This window comes from Schlesneria sphaerica, assembly GCF_044336245.1.
In the GTDB taxonomy this organism is placed as follows: domain Bacteria; phylum Planctomycetota; class Planctomycetia; order Planctomycetales; family Planctomycetaceae; genus Schlesneria; species Schlesneria sphaerica.
In genome coordinates this window covers 3886964-3908956 of sequence record NZ_CP172346.1, presented here as the reverse complement: position 1 = coordinate 3908956, position 21993 = coordinate 3886964, and the positions used below count along the sequence as shown (strand labels likewise).

Sequence of the window (21993 nt, the reverse complement as noted above, 5' to 3'; positions counted from 1 at the left end):
GCGGGCGGTTCAATGCTTGCAATTCTCAGGCCCATCTGAATCGGAAAACTCGGCCCAATTCCCTTTCCTGCGGACGAAGTCTCGGATGTGGACGATTCTGAGCTTTGCCATAATCCGCAGTCGGGCAACGAGTTCGGCTAACCGTATGCGGGGTTCAATCGAAATTCGTTTCCCGGGGAGAACGAAATTTCCTGAAAAGTGGGCGATTATTGACGTCGTTATGTCGTCGGTGACGGATGGACCCCCGCCTGAACTGCTCGACTGCGGGACCAACCACTGGCGAGCGTTTCGATCAGCAGCAGGACGATCACGGCCAGCAGCACCCGTTGCCAGAGTTTCTGCGAGTTCTCGAGCTCGACCAGTTGCAATTGCTGCTCGCGCTGTCGTCTCGCTGCGGGATCTTCGGAAGGTGAACGGCCGCTGAGTGCCAGTCCGAACCCTTCCAGTTGTTCCACATTCAGGGGGGACGTACGGCTTTCCTCGGGAGCAAGATTCACGGCGACCTGTTCGGCCCGGCCTGGCACGATGAGTGTGTACAGGCCCGGCGTCGGTGTCTCAGAGAATGGTTCTTCCATCGGCAGCGAGTCGATTTCGGTTCCGTCCGGAAGCTGGACTCGCCCACCCGTCGCCGACTCCGCACGTGATGTGCTGGGCCAGGCCAGCGCACTGCCCACAATTTGATTTCCAGACCGTGCGGTGATTCCACCCGAATGCTCAAGTAATCGAAACATGAGCATCGGAAATTTCGACGAACGAGCGAACTGGCTGTCGGCAGGCTGCCATCCCGCAGCAAACACAATTACTTTCCCTTGCTGGGCCGGGAACTCGACGATTGCCGGATCTCCATCATCAAAACGGGCGAGGACCCGGTCACGGTTTTCCGTATCACTCGGATGGTCGTCGCCCGACTTCGGTGCCGCTTCCTTCAGTCCTCTCAGTTGGCGATGCTGCCAGAAGCGAATCCCGGTGAAGTCACTGAACTGTGCTTCGGCAAATGGGGCGAAGAGCGGGTTCTCGAAATCAATCTCACCCAGCATGGCATACTTGGAAACATTCGCTTCAGACACGAGCAGATCGTCTCGCCCGCACAGCGCCAGACACCCACGCATTCCCTCGGACGTCGGTGAAACGATCAGTATAGTCCCACCCTGGCTGAGATGCCGGCTGATCAATCCCTTCGTCTGGGGATCAGGGTCGGTCAAAACGACGAGTGCCGGTTGCGAATCAGCCGAGGCCATATTCGCAGAGTCGGGCTCCCGCAGCTCAATCTGAATTTGCTTTGATGCGGAAAACAGGCGATCGAGGTAGAAGCGGGCCCCCGTGGTGTCGTCCGGCTTTTCCGAGCCGCAGTACAGGACGAGCCGGGTTTCGGGTGTCCGGTTTGCAAAGACCACCCGATTGTCGAAGTCGTCATCGTCACCGGACAGCACGACCGAAGTGGCGGCGATTCCGGCGGGAAGTTTGGGAGGGACGATGATACGACTCTGGCCGGGGGGGACGTAGACCGGAAGTTCGGGGGATTGGGGCGTGTCCCACCTGATCACAAACTGCTCTTTCTGTGAGTCGGTGGCGTTGGTGACCCGGACCCGCAGGACGTCGTCCGCCCCTTCCTGATTCGGTTCCACCACTTGCAATCCAGCATTTGACGGGGATGTCGGGCGGGCAACGATCAGTTCTAACGAGAGATCGTCGGGCCACTCATAACCCTGAAGCGATACGGTCTCGGCACCACTTTGCAGGTCGCTTGCGAGACAGATTTTTTGAGGGACCGGCCGAGAGAATTCGGACTGGAGATCCTGCAAACGGCTGGCGACTTCGACAAGGGCTTCACCCAGACGGGTCGCTTGCCATGTGGGTCTCAGTTCCCTGAGTCGTGCCAGGATCAACTCCCGGGCTGCGGCAGGTTCCAGCGACTTAAGTTCTGCAAAATCGGCGACGGGTACCATGTTCCGGTCGAATCGGTACAGTGCCACGCGCATCTGCGGCGGAACCGTGCTCAGTCGCTCTTCAATCTGCCGGATCAGGTCATTCCAGACCCCTTCCCTGCGCATACTGGCACTGGTGTCGACGAGAATCGCCAGTTGCTGCTCCTGACTCCCTTGCTCGGGTTCGCTGATCGGGACTCGCCACAGCGGTCGAGTGAACGCGAATGCCAGCAGCGCCAGCGCGGCCACACGCAGCAGCATCAGTAACCAGTTCTCGATCCGGCTGCGGCTGGTGATGCGGGGGGGTGAGGGCGAGAGAAACATCAACGTGGAAAAAGGACGCTCACCCCGTGGCATGCGCCGCCACATATGAAAGATCACCGGACCAGCGGCTGCCAGTGCACCCAGCCAATACAACGAATAAAGCCACGTCATGAAAGAACCACCGTCTCAATCCCGTGTTCATACCGGTCCCGAAATCATCCCCCGTCATCATAGCTGGGCCACACGACTCGCCCCAGTCGATGGCCCAAGTTTACGCAAGGAAGAGACGCTAAGTCGCCAGTGGCGGGCTATGCGAGTCGGCGGGACGAAGCGAGCACGCCACAGGTTGGAAAGACCTGCGACGTCGCAGGTCTTATTCCAAAGTCGCTGCCCCTCGCAGCACACGCAGCCCGATTGACGTGGCGGCCATTATTCCGATTGAGGAGCGTCTTTTCCGTGGACTCGCGAGCCACTATTCTGGGCTCGCGAACCTGCCGGGGCGGCTCTCTGTTCCGCCGCACGCTGTCGCTTTTCCCAGCCTTCTCAACATGGGATCCTGCACCATGCGTCTTGGATATAACACGAACGGCACGACCGGACATCGCTGGGAACAGGCCATCGAACTGATGGCCGAAATGGGTTACCGGTCCGTCGCTCTGACGGTCGACCATTACTGCCTCAATCCATTCTCACCGGATCTTGCCGGGGAAATTTCACGGATGCGCACGGTCCTGGACCGATTCGAGATGGCGTCTGTCATCGAAACAGGAGCGAGGTTCCTGCTGGATCCCCGCCAGAAACATGAACCGACACTGGTGTCGGCGGCCCCCGAGGGACGCGCCGTTCGTGTCAACTTTCTCAAGCGGTGTGTCGAGATCGCCAAAGAACTGAATTCCGAAGCGGTCTCGTTCTGGGGTGGTGTGGTGCGCGATGCTGCAGCGCCGGAAGAGACGATGCAGCGGCTGGCGGCGGGATGCCGTCAGGTGCTGGACTTCGCCGAACCGCTCGGGGTGAAGCTGGCGTTTGAACCCGAACCCGGAATGCGAATCCAGACGTTTGATGACTACCGCGAGCTACTGACGCTTGTCGATGGACCCGGTTTCGGTTTGACGGTGGATATTGGTCACGTGCACTGTCTGGAACCTTTGCCGATCTCGAGTTATCTCACAGCCTGGCGCGACCGCATTTATACGATTCACATCGAGGACATGTGCCGGGGAGTGCATGATCACCTTCGCTTCGGCGAAGGGACCATCGACTTTGTTCCCGTGATGAAGACACTGAAGGAAATCGAGTACTCCGGCAGTGTGAACGTCGAACTGAGTCGTCACAGTCACATGGCCCCCGAGGTGATGCGGGAATCGTATGAATTTTTGAGGGACTTTTTCGAGGTCCGCTGAACTGTGTCATAAACTTGAAATGCGGCCCAGTTTCCAAGGACGACGGGACTGTTACTCAGGTGACTGTCTGAAGAGGAGTTTCCGGAGAATCTCCAGTTTGTATCCGCGAAGACTTGGATGGGGGATGGTACGGTCATCCAGCAAGACATTTCCTTCGGGATCAATCAAAACATAACTGGGGAAACCTTCCACGAGTCGATGTGATTGAAACGCCCGGACCGTTCTCCCATCGGGATGATCAACGGCAATCGGATACGGCAGTCCGATCTTCTGGACATGTTGCCGAACTTTTTCTGGTGGATCATTGTTATTGTGGACACCAATGACGATCAGTCCCCTGTCGTGGTAGAGCTCATGCAGCATCTTGACCACAGGAAATTCGGCATGGCACGGGCCGCAGCCGATAAACCAGAAATCAAGCAGAACGTAGTGGCCTCGAAATTTTGCCCGATCGAGTGGTTCGCTATTAATCCATTCGACAAAGTCGAGTTCAGGAATCGGTTGACCGCGGAGTGAGTGGGCGTCGTTTTCCGCGGCTTTTTCTGCAGTGATGTTCCCTCGTTCCCATTCGGAAAGCTCGCCCTCAAACTCTGTCAGCGGCCAATCAAAGTCATGAGGCTCAAGCCACAGCTCGATGGGTTTCGACTCATCCAGCTTCACCTCGGCTCGTCCCGAAAACGGGCGGAATGGGTCAAAGGCCACGACTGAATAATCGAGCTGACGTTGGTTGGTCTGATCATTTCTCAAGACGTACGTAGGCTGAATCTCGAATCGACCCCGGTCATCCGTAAGCACCGGATCTGCGATGTTTTTGCTGCCGCGAACCTGACCCCGGACACGGACGACGACCCGCGCAGCAGGCATGCCATCCTGGTCACGGACGACGCCATGCAGCTTCGGGATAGATCGAACTTTGATATCGGGAATGACCATCGCATGATCGGCAGTAACGTCGAAGTCAATAAACTCCGTATCCGACAGATAGTTGGTCCCGTGGAACTCAATTCGCATTCGTCCTTTCGCGACTGGGACAGTGAATTCACCTTGAGCGTTTGACTCGCCCCAGCCGGTGAAATTGAATTCGGTTTGATCTTGTTCGTCCGAGGAGACGCCTGTCAGAATTTTCCCGATTAACGATTGCTCAGCAACGGGTTCGCTCGATTCCGCGTCGATCACACGACCTTTTGCGACAAGGCGACGGTGAACTTCAAAACGTAGTTCGACATTCCTCCCTGCGTCGAAGTGGAGCGGGTGGTTTGGATTCAGCTTGCCGTGTCGCGCGTGCAACGTCGGTGTCAGATAGAAATCATCGTGCTGCAACCGAAGAAACTCGTAGTCACCAGGCTCAATCGTCACGGAGCCCTTCCCCGACGAATCGAAGTCAACTTCGTACGAAAGTATCGTTGAGGGGGATTCAAAGTTTGAGTGTCGGAGGTCAAGCACGGCGTTTTCGATCCGTTCCTCCGACTCGTCCGCGTGTCGCTGAAATGTCAACACCACTCCAGGCTTCATCACAGCGCTGGCCAAAACTCCGTTCGTGACTTTCAGATCTTCGATCACGATGGGTGCAAAGTTGGGATGCGCAATGGTGAGTCGCAGGGTTTCATTCTGAGGAAAGTCCGCCAGGACGATCCTGCCCTCCTTGTTGCTGGCCGGGACGTTGAAGTTCAAATCACGCAAGAGCATTTGAGTCGCATGAATCGACCCATTCATCCCGCTTCTGTTGAATGAGCGAATCCAGGCTCCTTCAATCGGTTGTCCAGCTTCGTCTTTCAGATCAATGGCAACGGCTACAGGTAACTGCATTCGGACGTCAGCTGTCGAAGTGGTAGGTCCTTCATTGATGGCTCGCGTGGAATGCGAATGTGCGTATCCCTCCGCTTGAACAGCGATGAGGTAGTAACCATCCGCCAGATTTTCAAATCGAAAGATTCCGGACATGTCGGTCGTTGCCGGGGGGGCCGCAGGGACGAAGTGGCCGAATCGCTGACTGGGAGAGTGGAAGCGATACAAAGAGACGACCGCCTCACTCAGAGGTTTGTTCTCGTGATTGAGCACATGACCTGAGATCGTACTCGCCGATTCTTGAGCTTCGGGCTGATCTTCTGACGCGTTCACGTCGCAACTCGCTGACGTACGCGATATCGACTCGATGAATGTCGGCAACAGGAAAACGAGTGCTACCCAGTAGAGGACCGACATGCTCAGACTCTTCATGGATCGCTCCCTGGTACTCGCTGACGGGACGTGATTTGATGCCTGGTCCACCTGGGAGAGAAGACCATTCCCACTCAGAGCCTACCCAGCCCGCCGACCTGGATCAATAGACAAAACGTCTTTGAAGGGGGCGAGCAATTTGAGGGACATCGCGACGAAGGGGGTTCGAATACGAAAACGACGGTGCGGAACTGCGGCACGTGCTACGAACTTTTGCGGACTTGACCTGAATGAAATAGGGGCATCGCAACGATCGCACGATGCCCCTATCCACAAAGTACTTCGTCAGGCCCTCCGTGGCACAGTCGTCGGTGAGGCTGTCACCGGCTGGTCAGATCGATCTTAATCTGATTTGTGTCGTCTTCAGAGAGTGACACGCGAATCGTACCTTTTCTTGCCACCGCCGCCAGAAACTGGTCTCGTTGCAGGAGCGCTTGCCTTTTCTGTTCCCGGATCCGGACAAACAATTCTTCCGAATCGTCTTCGATCGGCTTGAGAATGATTTCATACTCTCCCGGCGGTGGTCCCTGATCCCTGGGAAACTCAAATTCGCCGTCGATGACTTCGGCCGTGTAGGTTCCCCTCATACGGGAGTCGCCGGTTTTGGCCGAAAGGTAGACGACGGCCTCGTCGACGGGCTTGCCGTCCAGAGAGACCTCACCGAATAACTCTGTATGAGGGATTGGCGACGTACCGCATCCCGGCAACAACAACGCCAGGAATCCGAGGCATCCCGCCAGAACGATCTGTAGTTTAGAATTCACCGAGAATCTCCCCCTTGGCCTTGGTGGCCAAAGCCGTGTAGCTGGTGAAGTCGATGTTCTCACTGATGAAGCGAACCGTCCCGTCCATGAGCAGGGCCTGAATTCCGCCGACATGCTGGCTCGAGAAACCTGTCGGCGATCCTGCAAAGTTATTCATTTTCGAAGCAGTATTACCCAGACCTGTGTTGGGGTACCCGACACCCCAGCGAGCGGTACCCCAGCGGATGGTCCCCGCGGCAGAAGCACAGGTGGACGCGGTATAGAGATAGTTTTTGAAGTTGTACGAGGTCTCCGCCGCTGCCAGCGTGTTGGACGTGCCGTCGGTGATATCGCTGAACCGTGTGCAGCGGTTAGGAGAACCATAAGAAGGCAGGACGAGCGGGAACACGCCCTGTGCCGGATACTGGTACGAAGCTGTCCCTTCGGAAAGCAGATAACTGGTGGGACCGCCAATCTCGTTGCAGGGAGTATTCGGAACCGCTCGATTAATGACCATCGAGGGGCATAAGAAGGCGGGGATCTTTTGACTTACGACGGCCTTGTTCTGGGTTGAACCATAGTGCTCGTTAAAGTTATAGGTGTTATAAAGGTTCGATTGTTCGATATAGGGCAGGATTAATGCAAATCCGCTCGCGCCAATCCCGGTTGTACCTGCGTTCGTATCCTCGATACCCCCGGCGGGAAAAACCGAAAACGTGCTTTCGTAGTTATGCAGAGAAAGGCCTAGCTGCTTCAGATTATTCTTGCACTGAGTTCTGCGAGCTGCCTCGCGCGCTTGCTGGACGGCCGGCAGCAGGAGAGCAATCAAAACGGCAATGATTGAGATGACAACCAGCAGCTCGATTAAGGTAAATCCGCGAACGGGTCGACGCGCTTTCTCAGAATGTCTCAGCATGACGATACTCCAGCGAAACCATGGAAGCTGAACCACCACTCGACAGTCGAGTGTTAGTACAAGGCACAGTGCTCGCTGGCTGGAAAGCTGGCTGGCATGCAGCAGAAGCGACTCCAGTCCGCGTCAGTGGCGGAGGGAGGGCAACTCGATTGAGACGATCAGTCCCTTTGAAACACATCCGGTCAGAGCAGCTGCGCGGAGGCTGTCTCGGTGTTGAGACTGAGTCTCAGTGTCATAAGGATACCAGCCACCCGAATGGATGCAAGCGAATTTCATTATTTCTTCCGGGTTCGGGAGACGCTTTGTCGCTTGCGAGAGCGCCTTCGGTTCACTCTGGTTGTCCGGCGAAGAGCGGGGCCGCCGGTAGACAATCGTCTTGGTGGCTGGGTCAGGCGGTGGTTCCGAGTTGACTCTGCAAGAGTGAAATCGTGACCCGTAGATCAGTCACCTTTGTGCTGACATTGCTAAAACTCTCCGACGATTTCTCCGCCCGCGCGAGTGGAAAGATGTTTCAGCACCTCCATGTCGATATTCTCACTCAGGAAGCGGACGCTGCCGTCGACGAGGGCCACATGAGCTCCCCCCGTATGCTGACTGCCGAACGCGTTGAGTCGCTGAATGGACTCCAGCGATGCATCGAATGTGGCAGCACTGCTGATGCTGCCGGGGCGGTTCGTGAAGTCGAACGGGATGCGGTAGTTGACCGGCGCAAAACTGCTGAGTGTGACGTCTGTCAAACCGAGTTGCCCACCTGAAGGTGCCCAGAATCCCCAGCCGTTCATGGGGTTCGTCGCGAAGTCATTGGCGAAGAACGAGTCGTAGTTTCGATCCGTATGACTCCGTTCCCCCAGCAGCAGGGTGCTCGACGTACCATCGGTCGCATCCCGGATCCGCACCACTCCATGCTGGAGGGTCATCGGCGTTGTAATCAATGGGCCGCATCCCGCGAACATGCCGTCTCCACGTGTCGCGGCCGGAGGATGTGACTGAGTTCCCCCGTTTCCACCGTAACTCGTCAGGGCATAGCGCGAACCGCTGGGCTTGGTGTACGGGTTCTGGCTGATGGTGGCGGAAGGACACACAAGTACGGGAAGGACAATCGCCGTGTTTTCTTCGGCCTCGTTTGCGAGAGGATTTGCAAAGTTCCAGTCGTTATAGAGCGGTGCCTGATCAAAGTAGGGAAGAAGCTGGACGAACATCGACCAGCCTCGCACGCGAGGTTGCGATGAGAACGGGATTCGGATCTGGCCCGGCGGAAAGCAGAGGTGGGAACTTTCATAGTTGTGGATGGCCAGCCCGATCTGCTTCAACTGATTCTTGCATTGAGCCCGCCGCGCTGCTTCTCGCGCCTGCTGGACTGCAGGGAGTAACAGGGCAATCAGGACCGCGATAATGGCGATCACGACCAGCAGTTCGATCAATGTGAAGGCACGACGGGGGGACGAGTTCACCGGGTTTCCTTGATTCTTACGACCTGAATGACGTGCAGAAGCTGCGTTCGTGTTCGCGACGGTTGTCTGTGAGCTCTCTGTGTCGAATCTTGAGGGGATTCGCCTGTCCCCTTGAAACAGAGTGGGATGAGCGAGTCGTTCGTGTGCAGGCCAGCGAGATTGCGTCTGGGCATCATTTGGCAAGGTCGATCTGATCGGCGTCGTCGACCTTGATGTAGACGCGGTCTTCTTCGAGGACCACCTCGCCCTGGACGCGAATGGACTTGCCACGGTAGTACTCGGCCGGCAATTCGACCTGACGCTTTTGCTTCAGGTCGTTGATACCGCGCTCTGAGATGGCGATCCCCAGGTTGGCCTCGTCACGGAAATTGTCGGTGGAGTCGAGGTAGGCTATCTTACGTTTCTCGGAGTGCTTCGCCCCCTTGACTTCAAACACGACCGCAACCCTCTTCCCCACATGCTGTCGTGCCACTTCCGGCTTAATCAGCGGCAACGTCTCTTCGGCACCCTCAGCCCACGTTCCCAGAACCAATAAAGACAGCAAAAGGACACCTGCCCGAGCTCGCATGGCGATTCTCCCAAAAGGCACGATCATGACGGTGAAAGGCAGTATCATGCCAGAATGGTTTTGACGCAATGGAATCGTCCGAGGCCGCTTCGATGAGGGCTTGGTATGGTCGTGACATGACGGGAGGGCTTATCCCCTTGACCACTGTTCGCACGCATCTGACTCGAAGCGACGATTCACGCGCTGCGTGACAACGTGAACGAGTCAGCGGACGCACCGCACGGGAAGGTCGGGGCGCAGGGGGAGGAGCGGCGGGGTTCGGTCAATCCGTACCGCATCGGGACGGAGAAGAGAAACTCAGAGGATCAACATCGCGTCGCCATAACTGAAGAAGCGGTATCTCTCCGCAATCGCGACCCGGTAAGCTTCCATGACGAAATCGAACCCGCCGAAGGCAGCGATCAGCATCAGCAGGGTCGATTTGGGTAAGTGGAAGTTCGTCAGCAGCACGTCGGTCGAGAAGAACGTGTAGGGAGGGCGAATAAACAGATTCGTTTCTCCTCGCCATTCGTGAAACGCGGGAGGATGCTCTGGTCCTCGCGCATGGCAGGCCGATTCGAGTGTCCGCAGGCTGGTCGTCCCCACAGCCACGACGCGACCCCCTTCGGCCCGGACGCTGGTGAGTCGCTCTGCCGTACTTGCAGGGAGTTCGCACCATTCCGAGTGCATCCGATGTTCTGCCAGGTTTTCGACCGAGACCGGACGGAATGTTCCGATACCGACGTGCAGTGTGACTTCTGCACGGCGAATCCCCTTTTGCTGACAGCGATCCAGGAGTTCCGGGGTGAAGTGAAGTCCGGCCGTGGGTGCGGCGACAGAACCGGGATGCTGAGCAAACGTCGTCTGGTAACGTTCCCAGTCTGCCTCGGTGGCGACCTTGCGATCCATATAGGGGGGGAGTGGAACAGTGCCGAAACGTGGCAGCGATTCGATGGCACAGCCTGTTGACGCTTCGAACTGGCAGACGCCGTCCGCTTCTTTCTCGATCAGCTTCAGCAGCAGCTTTTCGCCCACGGGATTGGTGATCGTGACTGTCTCACCTGTTCTCAGGTAGCCGCGTGTCTGACCAATCAGTCGCCACAGCCCGTTGGCCGTTGAGCCCAGATAGAGGCCTTCCCACTTTCCCCCTGTCGCCGTCCGCAGGCCGAACAGTCGGGCCGGAAGGACGCGGGTATTGTTCAGTACCAGAGCATCGCCTGTCTTCAGCAGTTCGGGCAGGTCCCGGATCGTTCGATGATCAATCGAACCTTGACGACGGTCAAGCACCATCAAGCGAGATGCATCGCGCGATTCCAGCGGGACTTTCGCGATCAATTCCTCGGGCAAAGGATAGTCGTATGAGGAAAGTTGATCTTCGCGAGACATCAGACTGTTTTCTTCGGGAACGAGGAGAAGTCGATCAGGGGACGGCATCTCAGTGTTGTCTGTGCCACCTGGCGTGCCACAGACGAGTTTCTCTCTTCGAGAGGCACTCATCGTGATGCAGGCCTTCGCACCAAGATTAGGTGCTTTGGTCGGAAGAAGCCAGACGGCTGGAGATTGATTGCAGGAGGGTTCTGACCAGATTGAGCCGCGATCGACGAGGCGGTTCATCGGCACAGACAATCGGACAGGCCAGTTCCGGCGTTTCGATTTCGCTGAGCTTCAGTCCGACTGCCGGGTCAGCAGCTTGTTGCACACAGCAGAGATCACGCCGCAGAGATCTGGGCCCCCTTGGCACAGCGGGGCAGATGGACACGGAACGTGCTTCCCAGCCCTCGTCCTTCGCTGGTGGCTTCGATGCGTCCCCCATGGTCCCTGACGATGCGATGCGTGATCGAAAGGCCCAGACCGGTCCCTTTTCCATTCGACTTTTCGGTGAAGAAGGGTTCGTAAAGGTTCGCGATCATCTCGGCGGTCATTCCGCATCCCTGATCGGCGATGGACAGTACTACCTCATCGACCAGTTCGACAATTTCAATTGTCATCGTTCCCGAACCTTCCATGGCTTCGAGGCCGTTGGCAATCAGGTTCAGTACGACCTGTTTCATTTCGGCGGGATTGATATCCAGCAGGTGCGACTTGCCGCGATCGAAGTTGATGACGTAGTTGTCGAACTTGCTCATGTGCGACACCATGTCCAGAACTTCATTGACGATTTTGGTCAGGTCCTGCCGTGATTTCGGTCCATTGGTGCCGCGGGCGAAATCGAGGACGCGTGACGTGATCTGCTGACAGCGCGTCGATTCCCGTTCGATCATCCCGAGATAGGTCGAGAGTAATTCACGATCCTCGGGGGGCATCTGGCCTCCCAGGGAGCCATCCCGGATGCGATCCGTCAACGATTCTGCCGCCGCTCCGATCGCCTGTAGCGGGTTGTTAATTTCGTGCGAGATTCCCGAGGCGAAGAAGCCGATCCCGGCCAGACGCTCGTTCCGCAGGATCTGGCGACTGCGCTGTTCCACTTCCAGAGCCAGTTTGTCCTTATCCGTTTGGAAGCGATCCGTCATCTTGTTAAACATTTCGGCCAGTTCGACCATTTCGTCCTTGCCGCGCAGCTTCAGGCGATAGGAATAATCGCCATTGGCAACGCGGGAAGCGGCCTCGTGCAGTTTCCTGATCGGAATCAGAATCCAGCGATAGCAGAAGTAGATCAGGCTGAAGAACAACGCGACGACGATCGCCGTCGGGCAGCCGATCAGCCAGAAACGCCAGGTAAGCTCGTTCTGAGAGGCTTGAATGGTTTTTTCAATGCCGCTTTCCAGGTCGGGGATCTGGAGTGCCAGTGACTGAAGATCCATCACCGTCAACAGCAGTTGCTGGTGGAGACGCGAATCCGGGTTGTCCACGGACTGGCTGTTCTTTTCGAGGTAGATCAACTTGTCATTGATCTGGTAAAGCGTGGGCTGAGTGAAAAAGTTCCGGATGCGGGCATCCGACTTGGAAAGATCCGAACAGCGTCGATAGAACTCTTTGTATTCCTCACGAGCCTTATGCCGTCGTTCCTCCCACAGGGGACCGTTGAAAGTTTCGACAACGGTATAGACTCCAGGCCGCATCGGGATCTGAAGCGGATTGACTCGCTCGGGCAGGCGAATGATCAGCGGTTCGGCGAGGCCTTGCAGTGCGGCCGCCAAAGCCGTCTGTTGCGGTTCTTTTTCGCGGGAAAACTGCAAGTCGTCAACGAGACTCCAGTACGCATACAGTGCCGACAGACCTGCCACGGACAGGAAGAGAAGCATGGCGAATACGAGCGATAGCACGATCACCAGTTTGCGTCGAATAGAGCGCGTCAGAAACACTCGACTTCCTTGTCAGCAACCCAACAGCTCAAGACCGGCCATAGGCGGTGCGGAACCCCTCCTCTCAAGCGATCAGTGAAGTTAGCTTGATTCTGTGAATGTCTCAATATCGGACACACAGTATTCCCCCTGATTCTCTGGAGGAATCCCGTTCTGGCGGGTAGCCTGTGTCGGTCCCTCTTTTTCAACGGATGTAGATTTGCTGCAAAGCAGGAGTGCAGGTAATGCTAATTCGACGGTTCGTGGCTGGTCTGGCCCTCTGCTGTCTGGGGATGAATCTGGTCGCGGCTGCTGAGCCTCGCAAGATCGGCTCGGTCGAAGGGTTGACAGAATATCAGCTCGACAACGGCCTGCGAGTGGTCATCTTTCCCGAGCCGTCCAATGAAAAGATCACCGTCAACATGACGGTCCTTGTCGGTTCACGGCACGAAGGATACGGCGAAGCGGGGATGGCTCACCTGCTGGAGCACATGCTGTTCAAGCCGACCAGCAAGCACCCGCGACCGGATCAGGATCTGCAGTCGCGCGGCGCCGACTACAATGGAACGACGTGGTTCGATCGGACGAACTACTACGAGACACTTCCTGCGGGTGACGACAATCTCGAATGGGCGATCGAATATGAAGCCGATCGACTGATCAATTGCCCGATCAACGCGGCGGATCTGACCAGCGAAATGACCGTGGTGCGGAATGAGTTCGAGATGGGGGAAAACAGCCCCAAGTCGATTCTGGAACAACGCGTCTTCGCGTCTGCCTTTGAGTGGCACAACTACGGTAAATCGACGATCGGTAATCGGGCAGATATCGAGCGGGTTCCCGTCGATAATCTCCGAGCCTTCTATAAGAAATACTATCGCCCGGATAACGTCATCCTGTTTATCGGTGGTCGCCTGGACGAAGCCAAAACGCTGGAACTCGTGCAGAAGCACTTCGGTCCCATCGAGCGTCCTGCGGAACCGATTCGTGCCACCTATACTGAAGAACCGGCTCAGGATGGAGAACGCCTCGTCACGCTGAGGCGTGTGGGGAATGTTGCTGTCGTGGGGGTTGCCTATCACATTCCTGCTGCCGCCGATGCCGAGTTCCCCGCAGTCGCACTGCTGGAGGCGATCCTTACCGCTGATAAAACAGGTCGTCTCTACAAGGCTCTTGTCGAACGTCGCCGTGCGGCCAAGGTTCAGGGGATGGCCTATGCCCTGCACGATCCCGGTGCGATCTTCATTTCGGCCGAAGTGGCTCAGGGGAACGAACCTGACAGCGTCGCCGAAGACATGCTCGAGGCGATCAATGAAGTCGTGAAAGATGGAATCACGGAAGTCGAACTGGTCCGGGCGAAACGGCAGTTCCGCAAGTATCTCGACCAGCTCGCCGCAGAGACACCGAAATTACTCATTGAACTGGCGGAGTCGGCTGCCGCCGGTGACTGGCGACTGTTCTTCCTTAACCGGGATCGGCTTGAGGATGTCACCGTCGACGATGTGAATCGAGTCGCTCGGAAGTACCTGGTGCCGAACAACCGGACAGTGGGGATGTATATCCCCAGCCAGCAGCCACAGCGGACTCCGATTGCGGCTGTGCCCGACGTCAGCAAACTGGTCGAAAACTACAAGGGCCGATCCGATTTCTCGACCGGCGAGGCATTTGATCCTTCTCCCGCCGCGATCGAAGCCCGCGTGAAGCGGTCGCAGATCGAAGGGGTGAAAGTGGCCCTGCTGTCGAAAAAGAATCGCGGGGGGATCGTCTCGCTGCAGTTACGACTTCGATACGGTTCGGCAAAGTCGTTGTTCGGGAAAGCCCCCGTCTGCGACGTTCTGCCGAGTCTGATGGCCCGGGCGACACGCCACCTGAACAGTGAGCAACTGGCTGACAAGCTGGACGAATTGCAGAGCACGCTGCATGCGTCGGGTGGACCCGGCGAGGCGGCCTTCGTCATTCAGTCGAAACGCGAACATCTGAGCGAAGTAATTGATGTCTTGCGACAGATTCTGCGTGAGCCCGCTTTTCCCCAGGAAGAACTGGACATTCTGAAGCAGCGCCGTGCTGCAGAGCTGGAAGAACAGATGACGCAGCCGCAGGCGCTGGCCCCCCGGGTGGTCTCGCAGAAGCTGAATCCCTATCCGGTCGGTGACGTGCGGTATCAGCCTAATCTGTCAGACGAACTGAAACAGATTCAGGGATTGGAACTGGCCAGCCTGAAGAAACTTTACGAAGACTTTCTGTCGGCCCAGGCGGGTGAACTGGCGATCGTCGGTGATTTTGACGAGGCTGAGACAGTTGCCGCCCTGCAGAAAGCGTTGAAAGACTGGAAGGCGAAGAGCCCCTACGAGCGAATCAGCCGGTCTGCCGAGAATCCTCCCAAGCCAGAAACGATTCGCATTGAAACTCCGGACAAGGCCAATGCGATGTACTTTGCAGGCCTGCTGCTGGCATTGCGGGATGATCATCCCGACTATCCTGCTCTGGTGGTCGGCAACGAGATCCTCGGTGGCAGCGGCTTCGCATCACGTCTGATGGGCCGCATCCGTGAGAAGGAAGGTCTTTCGTACGGCGTGGGTTCATCATTCCGCTCGAACTCGCTCGACCCCCGTTCGACGTTCTCGATCTACGCCATCTGCAATCCGGAGAATGTCGAGAAGGTGGTGGCACTCGCCAAAGAAGAGGTTGAAATTCTGCTGAAAGAGGGGCTCAAAGAAGAAGAGCTCGCGGAATCGCAGCAGGGCTGGATCAAGGGTCAGGAAGCTGACCGGGGTGAAGACGGCAAACTGGCGTCGATCCTGGCCAATGCGCTGTTCGTCGGAAGAACTTTGGAGTACCAGGCCAAGCTGGAATCCCGCGTCAGCCAACTCACCGCCGATGCGGTCGTGGCAGCACTTCGTCGGCATGTGAATCCCGAACAGCTCGTCAACGCCATCGCTGGCGACTTCCCCGAGAAGCCCGCTCAAGAGAGCAAACAGAAGTAGTCCGGGACCAGCCCGGGACAGAACTTCGATCGACAGAGAAGTTTCCTCGCCCCTGCTTTCCTCGACCGCGAGTTGTTGGAAGCAGGGGTGATCGCTTTAATCCGGTCGTCGCACGAGCTATTCGACGCTTGTTCGCAGTGCCTGATGTTCGACGTGGATGCTCTGACTCAACCGAACTCTGTCGCAACAGGTCAGGACTCAAGTAACGCCTTGGTGGCCAGCAGTTCTCGCGAGAATCCTTCGATCAGATTCGGCTTGCCCCCGTCCGGCAGAACTTCCCAGGTGTAGGTTTCCACCTCCAGATGCGGGGCGTAGTCGAGTTCCGGGATGATCGACAGGGCCGTCTTCAGTTCATTACGGGTCGTTCCCAGGGGACCGAGTTGTTCCGCGTCGACGGGGACGTGAAAGTGGACTCGCCACATCTCCGCGTCTCGAAATTCCGGACTTGGCTGCTGCGTCATCTGCTCATCCAGATCGACGTATTTGGCGATCGATCCGCTGGCGGTTCGGGCGAACGTCTGATGGAGATAACGGGGCTCGACATACCGCGAAAGAGCGACGAGCGCCTCGGGGTTGCTGGCTGGGTTGAGCACTTCGACAGCACACGTGATGTGCAGTTTATTGATTCGAATCCCCGCAGCGGTCAGCGCGCGGATGGACGCGGCGATGTCTTCAAATTCGACGGCCTGATGGCAGACGTCGTAGCAGACACCCAGGTGTTTTTCGACGACTTCGAGTGCTCCGGAGTCCGCAGCACGGCTGCGGAGCCGGCCAAAAAACTCAATCGTCTCACTGGTCGTTTCGAGGACGCAGAACGGTTCTGGTTCGATGGCCAGGCGAATCATGCCGCCGGTTTCGCTCCAGACCCGGTTCAGACTGTGTGCAAGTTCGATGAGCTGGTCGGCACAACGGTCTGCGAAGTCGGCCGGGTGCTCGAACGGTTTGAATCCGAGCGGAACTGTCGAGATGCTCCCCTCGACCCCCCGGGGCAGAAGTGCGGCCAGCAGTCGGGCACAACCAACCGTGTACTCCAGTCGATCCGGTTGCGTCCAGTCAGGCAGGTAGACGTTTTCCTTGACTCGGGCAGAGTGAAAATCGCCATACGGAAAGGCATTGAGCGTGTAGCAACTGAGGCCCCGCAGATGCAGCCGTTCGGCGAACTTCTTCGCTTCGTCCGGCGATGCATTCAGCTCGCGGATGACGCTCGCGGCCAGCCAGAGACCTGCCGCGAGGTCCGAGCCATAGTTCTGCCGGATGGGCAGAGTGAACTGGTCGAGTCCATCTTCGACTTCCGCAACGGTCCGACCGGGATGGACGTTGGTGCAATAGCTCAGTGGCAGCGTACTGATTGTCATCGTAGTGAGATCAGGGGAAGTGCCAGCCGGCCCGTCCCTGCTTCCTCAGGAGTACGATTCAACAGCGTGGCGGGCGATGACCCGCCACGTGGTGTTGAATTCAAGGGGCTTTACTTCTTACGAAAGTAATCTCCTACCATCCAGTCAACAAGCAACTTCAGTTCCTTGTCGCTGATCTTCCCTTCAAAGCCGGGCATCAGGTTTCGCTCGGAACCGTAGAACCCGTCATGGGCAGGGTTCTTGATGAACTCGGTGAGCCAGACCTTGCCGGCGTAGCCGGTCAGAGTCGGATATCCGGGACCGGCCCCTTCACCGACGGAGGCGAGCGTGTGACAGTCCGCACAGTTCGAGGTGAACGAACCGTTCGCGAGTTGACCCGACTTGAAGATTGCCTTTCCGGCTTCGACCAGCGCGGGGTCGAATGGCTGCAGTTCTTCCCGGCCCCCTTCGGCAACCAGAAATTCGACCAGACTCTTCAGGGAGTCGGCGTTTTCGGGTTTCTTCAGTGTCTCCGCATTTTCCTTGACCCATTCGGCCATTTCGCCCTGGAGGAATCGTTCCCCCCGTTCACCCGAGTTCTTCAACGGGGCAAATGTGGTGTGGTAGTCGGTGAGGACCTTCGTGATCCAGTTGCGTGAACCGAACTCACCCAGGTCTGCCGCGGTGGCCAGTTCCTCGACCTGCTTCTTTTCACCGTTCTCTTCGACTTCGCGCATCGGAACCTGGTCGAGCCCATTGTGTCCGTTGTAGCGATGGCAACTGGCACAGTGGCGAGCGAACAGCTTCGGTCCCTGGATCAGGGCATCGTCCTTCAGGAGACTCAGGGCTCCCGTCGAAGGAATCCCGAATTCCCGGGCCAGCTCGACCGCGCGATGGCCCTCGAATTCGGCCATGTGGACGGCTGCCTGATAGTTCTTGTCAGCGCTGTCTTCCTTCAGTGCGATGGCGGTCAGGAACGCCGCTCCGGCAAGAAGTGCGAAGGTGAAGGCGATGTTGAATCGGTGGCCCAGTTTCCATTTACCGATGAAGGGCATCAAAGCGATGACGCCCATGATCGCTCCAGGGACGTAGAGTGCCCCGAAGACCAGTCCGAGTTTGTCGACTTCTTCAAACTTCAGGAACCGGAACAGGAACAGGAAGTACCATTCGGGACGGGCCGCCGAATAGGCTTCGGAAGCGTCCGCAGGCCCCGTCAATTCTGCACCCTTCCAGACGGTGAAGAAGAGGATCGTCGCCAGCACTCCCAGACAGGCCACGGCGTCCATCAGAACCTGATCAGGCCAGAACTTGCCAATCGGCTTTTTCTGATCGGCTTCGGAAACTGTGATGCCATGTCGGCGGAAAACGTAGATGTGCAGAGCAAGGAATCCGACCAGCAATGCGGGCAGGACACCTGCGTGCAGAGCGAAGAAGCGGGTCAGTGTGTGATGGCCGTACGTCGTTCCCCCCTGAGCGATCTGCTGCAGTTGAGGGCCGATGACGGGGGTCACGCCGACGATGTTGGTGGCCACCTTCGTGGCGTAATAGCCCTTCTGGTCCCATGGCAGCAGGTATCCGGTCAGCGAAAGACCCAGCACAATCTGCAGCAGGACCAGTCCCAGCCAGAAGTTGACTTCGCGCGGAGCCCGGTAGGCCCCTGCAATGACGACCTGCATAAAGTGCAGACCGAGCAGTACCATCATGGCCTGTGCGGCGAAGTGGTGGATGCCGCGGACCAGCCAGCCGAAGCTCATGACATGCTGAATGTAGTAAACACTTTCCCAGGCGGTCAGGGTGCTGGGGCTGTAAGCGCTCCACAGGAAGAAACCGGTGATTACCTGGACCGCGAAGACGAAGGTCAGGGTGCTGCCCCAGACGTACTTCCATTTCGCTCCGCCCGGAATCGGTTCGTTCAACGCTTCGTGAACAAGAGCTTTGTAACCCGTGCGAACGTCCAGCCAGTCGAGTAGAGAATTCATAATTAGACGGCCCCCTTCTTCTCAACACCGCACTGAAAGTCCTGGTACTTGACCCAGACTTTTCCGTTCGAATCCGTTTTGACTTCCAGGGTGTCCAGATTTCGAGGAGGAATATGGTTCATCCGCTCGCCATCGAGTTTGAAGGCGCTGGCGTGACAAGGACACAGAAACGTCTGGCTCGCTTCCTGGTAATCCACCTTACATCCCAGGTGCGGACAGGTGTCGTTAAAAGCAATGACCTGATTGCCTTCGAACTTCCGCAGGTAGACCGTGCCGATCGATTGATTCTTGAACTGATTCCAGGCATCGACTTTATCTGCCAGCAGAGCGAACCGCAGCGGAGTTCCGTCGTCAGGAAGTTCGCTCAGAGTGGTGACCGGCAGGAAGCCGTCCGCGTCTCCCCCTTTGAACGTCTCTTTCTTGCGGAGAACCGGGTCGAGGAAGAAGGCCAGCCCCGCCATGAGCGGTGTCAGACTGACAATGGCCCCCGCGACGAGCGAGCCGGCGACTGCCAGAAAGTTTCTTCGAGCTGTGGGCTGATCGGGCGGCAAAGACGAAGAAGGTTCCACAAGCGGGTTCTCCGGGTAGGAAGTCGTATGAGGATGGTTCGCAAGCGAGGCGAAATCTGGGCAGGTTGGTCGATGCGGTATTCCAGGCGGGATAGTCATGGCGATCGAGTCAAACACGCTTCAGCACCACCCGGTGGGTGGAAAACGCAGGATTAAACACGACCTCGATCGCTTTCTTAGCATAATAACCGGCAGCATTTAGGCAAACCAACCAATCTCGTGTAAATCTGTACTTTCCGAAGCAGGGAGGGGCCACCCCGGGGGCTCCCACACACAAACGCTGCTGAATACGTCACTCACTCGTATCGATCGATGTTGAATTGTGCTCGTGTGGTGTCGTCCTGTCATTTTGCGAGCAATGGCAGGGCAATGATCACGGCGTCGTCACATAATTGACACGATTTATGTGTTGCCGACGGGACGCGGCCCTCAAATGGGACGCAGTTCCGTTGTCCCCGTCGGTCCCTGTAGTGCAGCAGGTTGCAGCGTCTGGTCTGAAATCGGATCTGAACAAGCGAATAGTGCTTGTCCCAGAAACGGAATCGCCGGGTATTCGTTCGCTCGAGCGGATTTTTGGGGAAGACCTGCAGAAGAAAACGTACGGCGGAAGGTGAGTCCCTTCCCCAGACCCGCCGTCGTGACGGAGCCTAGCGCGTGTCGGCCCCGGTACCTTTCCGGTCAACTTTCGATGGGGGTGATGGCAGAGACGGGTTTCGGCAGGATTCCTGCCGCTTCGTAAATAGGGCGAACCAGCTTTCTCATGCGAGGAATCTGCAGTCCGAAGGCGATGCCGGCCGCAATACAGCATGTTCCACACAACCGGACCGTGGCGGGGGCACCGATTTGAGCGGCCATGGCTCCTCCGAACAGGCTTCCCAGCGGAGCGACACCCGTGAAGGCCATCGCGTACAGGCTCATCACCCGGCCTCGCTTGTCTTCTTCCGTGATGGTTTGAATCAGCGTGTTCGTCGAGGCCATCTGCAGCATCATGCAAAAGCCAGAGAGCGCCATGATGGGAAGCGACAGTGGCAGCCGATCCGAAAACGAGAATGCGATCTGGCTGACACCGTAACAGACCGTGGCCAGCAGGATGGCACGTCCCAGTCCGAGCACCGACTTTCGTGACGCCAGGTAAAGTGCGGCTGCCAGGGCACCAATCCCGTTAGCGCCCATGAGAAATCCTTGCGTTCGTGCTCCCCCCTGCAGGATATCTCGGGCGAAAACCGGAATCAGCACGCTGGTCGACATGGCCATGAAACTGACGACCGCCAGCAGCATCAGCAGCACGCGCAACGGGGCAAACCGGAAGGCATAGGACATGCCGACCTGCAACCTCTCCAGAGCCGAACCATGATGAACGTGCTGGCGTATCGGCAAGTCACGCATCGCCAGCAGCGCCCCCAGGACCGCGACGTAGCTGACGGCATTCAGCAGAAAGCAGACAGATTCTCCCCAGGCGGCGATGATCAGTCCGGCCAGCGACGGCCCGACCAGACGGGCCCCGTTGACGATTGACGAATTCAAGGCGATCGCGTTGGAGAGATGCTGTCGGTCGGGAACCATTTCGACCAGAAACGATTGCCGCAACGGCATGTCAAAGGCATTGATCACGCCCAGCAGGAAACCCAGGCCGACCAGTTTCCAGACGAGATCTCCCCCGGAATAAACCACGATGACGACCAGAGTCGCCTGAACCATCGCCAGCACCTGTGTCACGAGCAACGCGCGATGACGATTCCAGCGATCGGCCGCGACACCGGCGAGCGGCGACAGAATGAGGCTCGGAATCTGGGTGGTAAAGCTGATCATCCCCAGGAGCGCGGGCGAATCCGTCAGTCGATAAAGCATCCACGACAAAGCCACCTGCTGCATCCACGTCCCGATCAGCGAGATTCCCTGACCGAGCAGGAAGAGGCGGTAATTGCGGTGGACCAACGCTCGACCGAGCGACTCAGCAGCCATCTGACGAAATTCCCTCTGAAGTTCGCGAACGTTCTGGAATGGAGTCGCTCGAACAATAACAGATCCCCTTCAGTCCCCAGTGGGAAACATGACGGAGGCAGGAACGAAGCTGCGAGACGCATTCGCGACAAACCGTGTGCCGCGGAATTGTATCACGTTGATTCCTGCAAAAAATTCAGCCGGACTCAGGTCGGCACGTCTCCGAGGAACGGACGGCCATCGTCCGCGCGTGCCGAAGCGACGAGTGTATCATGCCTGGACGAGAGGAGTTGCAACGCAACCTGGCATCCCGGTGACGAGGGACGGGGAGCCTGTGCCGCCATCGTGAGACTTCCGAATTGTCTCGTGAGCAAGTTGTGACGACGGTCGACCCTTCGACAACCGGCGTCGATTTCGTGTGGCAATCGCGAAAGAGTTGGCC

14 protein-coding genes are annotated in these 21993 nt (G+C 57.4%); 2 read left to right on the top strand and 12 right to left on the bottom strand.

Going from position 1 to position 21993, the window contains the following annotated elements; translation table 11 throughout:
* Window positions 1-218: 218 nt before the first annotated feature.
* Window positions 219-2360: a BatA domain-containing protein gene (locus ACGY09_RS14165; RefSeq protein ID WP_397568236.1), complete on the bottom strand. Its 2142-nt coding sequence runs from the start codon at window positions 2358-2360 to the stop codon at window positions 219-221.
* 392 nt (window positions 2361-2752) lie between these two features.
* Here ACGY09_RS14165 and ACGY09_RS14160 point away from each other — a divergent pair, with 392 nt between their 5' ends.
* Window positions 2753-3589 carry a sugar phosphate isomerase/epimerase family protein gene (locus ACGY09_RS14160; protein ID WP_397568235.1) on the top strand — a complete coding sequence of 279 codons (837 nt, stop codon included), beginning with the start codon at window positions 2753-2755 and terminating at the stop codon, window positions 3587-3589.
* A gap of 51 nt (window positions 3590-3640) precedes the next feature.
* Here the strand turns inward: ACGY09_RS14160 and ACGY09_RS14155 are convergent, their stop codons facing one another.
* The 7 genes from ACGY09_RS14155 to ACGY09_RS14125 form a co-directional block, all read right to left on the bottom strand.
* Complete coding sequence (locus ACGY09_RS14155; protein WP_397568234.1) at window positions 3641-5806, bottom strand: carboxypeptidase regulatory-like domain-containing protein; 2166 nt, start codon at window positions 5804-5806, stop codon at window positions 3641-3643.
* 320 nt (window positions 5807-6126) lie between these two features.
* Window positions 6127-6570 (bottom strand): hypothetical protein, encoded by a 444-nt coding sequence (locus ACGY09_RS14150; protein WP_397568233.1) that lies wholly within the window; start codon window positions 6568-6570, stop codon window positions 6127-6129.
* On the bottom strand, window positions 6560-7465 hold the full coding sequence (locus tag ACGY09_RS14145; RefSeq protein ID WP_397568232.1) for a DUF1559 domain-containing protein: 906 nt from the start codon (window positions 7463-7465) through the stop codon (window positions 6560-6562). The genes ACGY09_RS14150 and ACGY09_RS14145 overlap by 11 nt, the downstream gene beginning before the upstream one ends.
* A 464-nt stretch (window positions 7466-7929) precedes the next feature.
* Window positions 7930-8916 (bottom strand): DUF1559 domain-containing protein, encoded by a 987-nt coding sequence (locus tag ACGY09_RS14140; RefSeq protein ID WP_397568231.1) that lies wholly within the window; start codon window positions 8914-8916, stop codon window positions 7930-7932.
* 172 nt (window positions 8917-9088) lie between these two features.
* The gene (locus ACGY09_RS14135; protein WP_397568230.1) at window positions 9089-9484 is read right to left on the bottom strand and encodes a hypothetical protein; all 396 of its coding nucleotides are present in this window, start codon (window positions 9482-9484) and stop codon (window positions 9089-9091) included.
* Window positions 9485-9781: 297 nt separating this feature from the next.
* Window positions 9782-10849: a tRNA preQ1(34) S-adenosylmethionine ribosyltransferase-isomerase QueA gene (gene queA, locus ACGY09_RS14130; RefSeq protein WP_397568229.1), complete on the bottom strand. Its 1068-nt coding sequence runs from the start codon at window positions 10847-10849 to the stop codon at window positions 9782-9784.
* Window positions 10850-11172: 323 nt separating this feature from the next.
* On the bottom strand, window positions 11173-12765 hold the full coding sequence (locus tag ACGY09_RS14125) for a sensor histidine kinase (protein ID WP_397568228.1): 1593 nt from the start codon (window positions 12763-12765) through the stop codon (window positions 11173-11175).
* 224 nt (window positions 12766-12989) lie between these two features.
* Between ACGY09_RS14125 and ACGY09_RS14120 the strand changes: the two genes are divergently transcribed.
* Complete coding sequence (locus tag ACGY09_RS14120; RefSeq protein WP_397568227.1) at window positions 12990-15728, top strand: M16 family metallopeptidase; 2739 nt, start codon at window positions 12990-12992, stop codon at window positions 15726-15728.
* A gap of 191 nt (window positions 15729-15919) precedes the next feature.
* On the opposite strand, the gene eboE is transcribed toward ACGY09_RS14120, so the two are convergent.
* The 4 genes from eboE to ACGY09_RS14100 form a co-directional block, all read right to left on the bottom strand.
* On the bottom strand, window positions 15920-17083 hold the full coding sequence (eboE, locus tag ACGY09_RS14115; RefSeq protein WP_397568226.1) for a metabolite traffic protein EboE: 1164 nt from the start codon (window positions 17081-17083) through the stop codon (window positions 15920-15922).
* 110 nt (window positions 17084-17193) lie between these two features.
* A complete protein-coding gene (locus tag ACGY09_RS14110; RefSeq protein WP_397568225.1) occupies window positions 17194-19041 on the bottom strand; it encodes a cytochrome b N-terminal domain-containing protein in 1848 nt (615 codons plus the stop codon).
* A 2-nt stretch (window positions 19042-19043) separates the two neighbouring features.
* A complete protein-coding gene (locus ACGY09_RS14105) occupies window positions 19044-19610 on the bottom strand; it encodes a ubiquinol-cytochrome c reductase iron-sulfur subunit (protein ID WP_373649600.1) in 567 nt (188 codons plus the stop codon).
* Between the two features lie 678 nt (window positions 19611-20288).
* Window positions 20289-21572, bottom strand: coding sequence for an MFS transporter (locus tag ACGY09_RS14100; protein ID WP_397568224.1), 1284 nt, complete (start codon window positions 21570-21572; stop codon window positions 20289-20291).
* Window positions 21573-21993 lie beyond the last annotated feature (421 nt).

Excerpts from the sequence above, each read along its gene's own strand:
- eboE (WP_397568226.1), bottom strand. The coding sequence starts at position 17,083 with ATGACAATCAGTACGCTGCCACTGAGCTATTGCACCAACGTCCATCCC.
- ACGY09_RS14110 (WP_397568225.1), bottom strand. The coding sequence starts at position 19,041 with ATGAATTCTCTACTCGACTGGCTGGACGTTCGCACGGGTTACAAAGCT.
- ACGY09_RS14120 (WP_397568227.1), top strand. The coding sequence starts at position 12,990 with ATGCTAATTCGACGGTTCGTGGCTGGTCTGGCCCTCTGCTGTCTGGGG.
- ACGY09_RS14135 (WP_397568230.1), bottom strand. The coding sequence starts at position 9,484 with ATGCGAGCTCGGGCAGGTGTCCTTTTGCTGTCTTTATTGGTTCTGGGA.
- ACGY09_RS14165 (WP_397568236.1), bottom strand. The coding sequence starts at position 2,360 with ATGACGTGGCTTTATTCGTTGTATTGGCTGGGTGCACTGGCAGCCGCT.
- ACGY09_RS14160 (WP_397568235.1), top strand. The coding sequence starts at position 2,753 with ATGCGTCTTGGATATAACACGAACGGCACGACCGGACATCGCTGGGAA.
- ACGY09_RS14145 (WP_397568232.1), bottom strand. The coding sequence starts at position 7,465 with ATGCTGAGACATTCTGAGAAAGCGCGTCGACCCGTTCGCGGATTTACC.
- ACGY09_RS14100 (WP_397568224.1), bottom strand. The coding sequence starts at position 21,572 with ATGGCTGCTGAGTCGCTCGGTCGAGCGTTGGTCCACCGCAATTACCGC.
- ACGY09_RS14155 (WP_397568234.1), bottom strand. The coding sequence starts at position 5,806 with ATGAAGAGTCTGAGCATGTCGGTCCTCTACTGGGTAGCACTCGTTTTC.
- queA (WP_397568229.1), bottom strand. The coding sequence starts at position 10,849 with ATGTCTCGCGAAGATCAACTTTCCTCATACGACTATCCTTTGCCCGAG.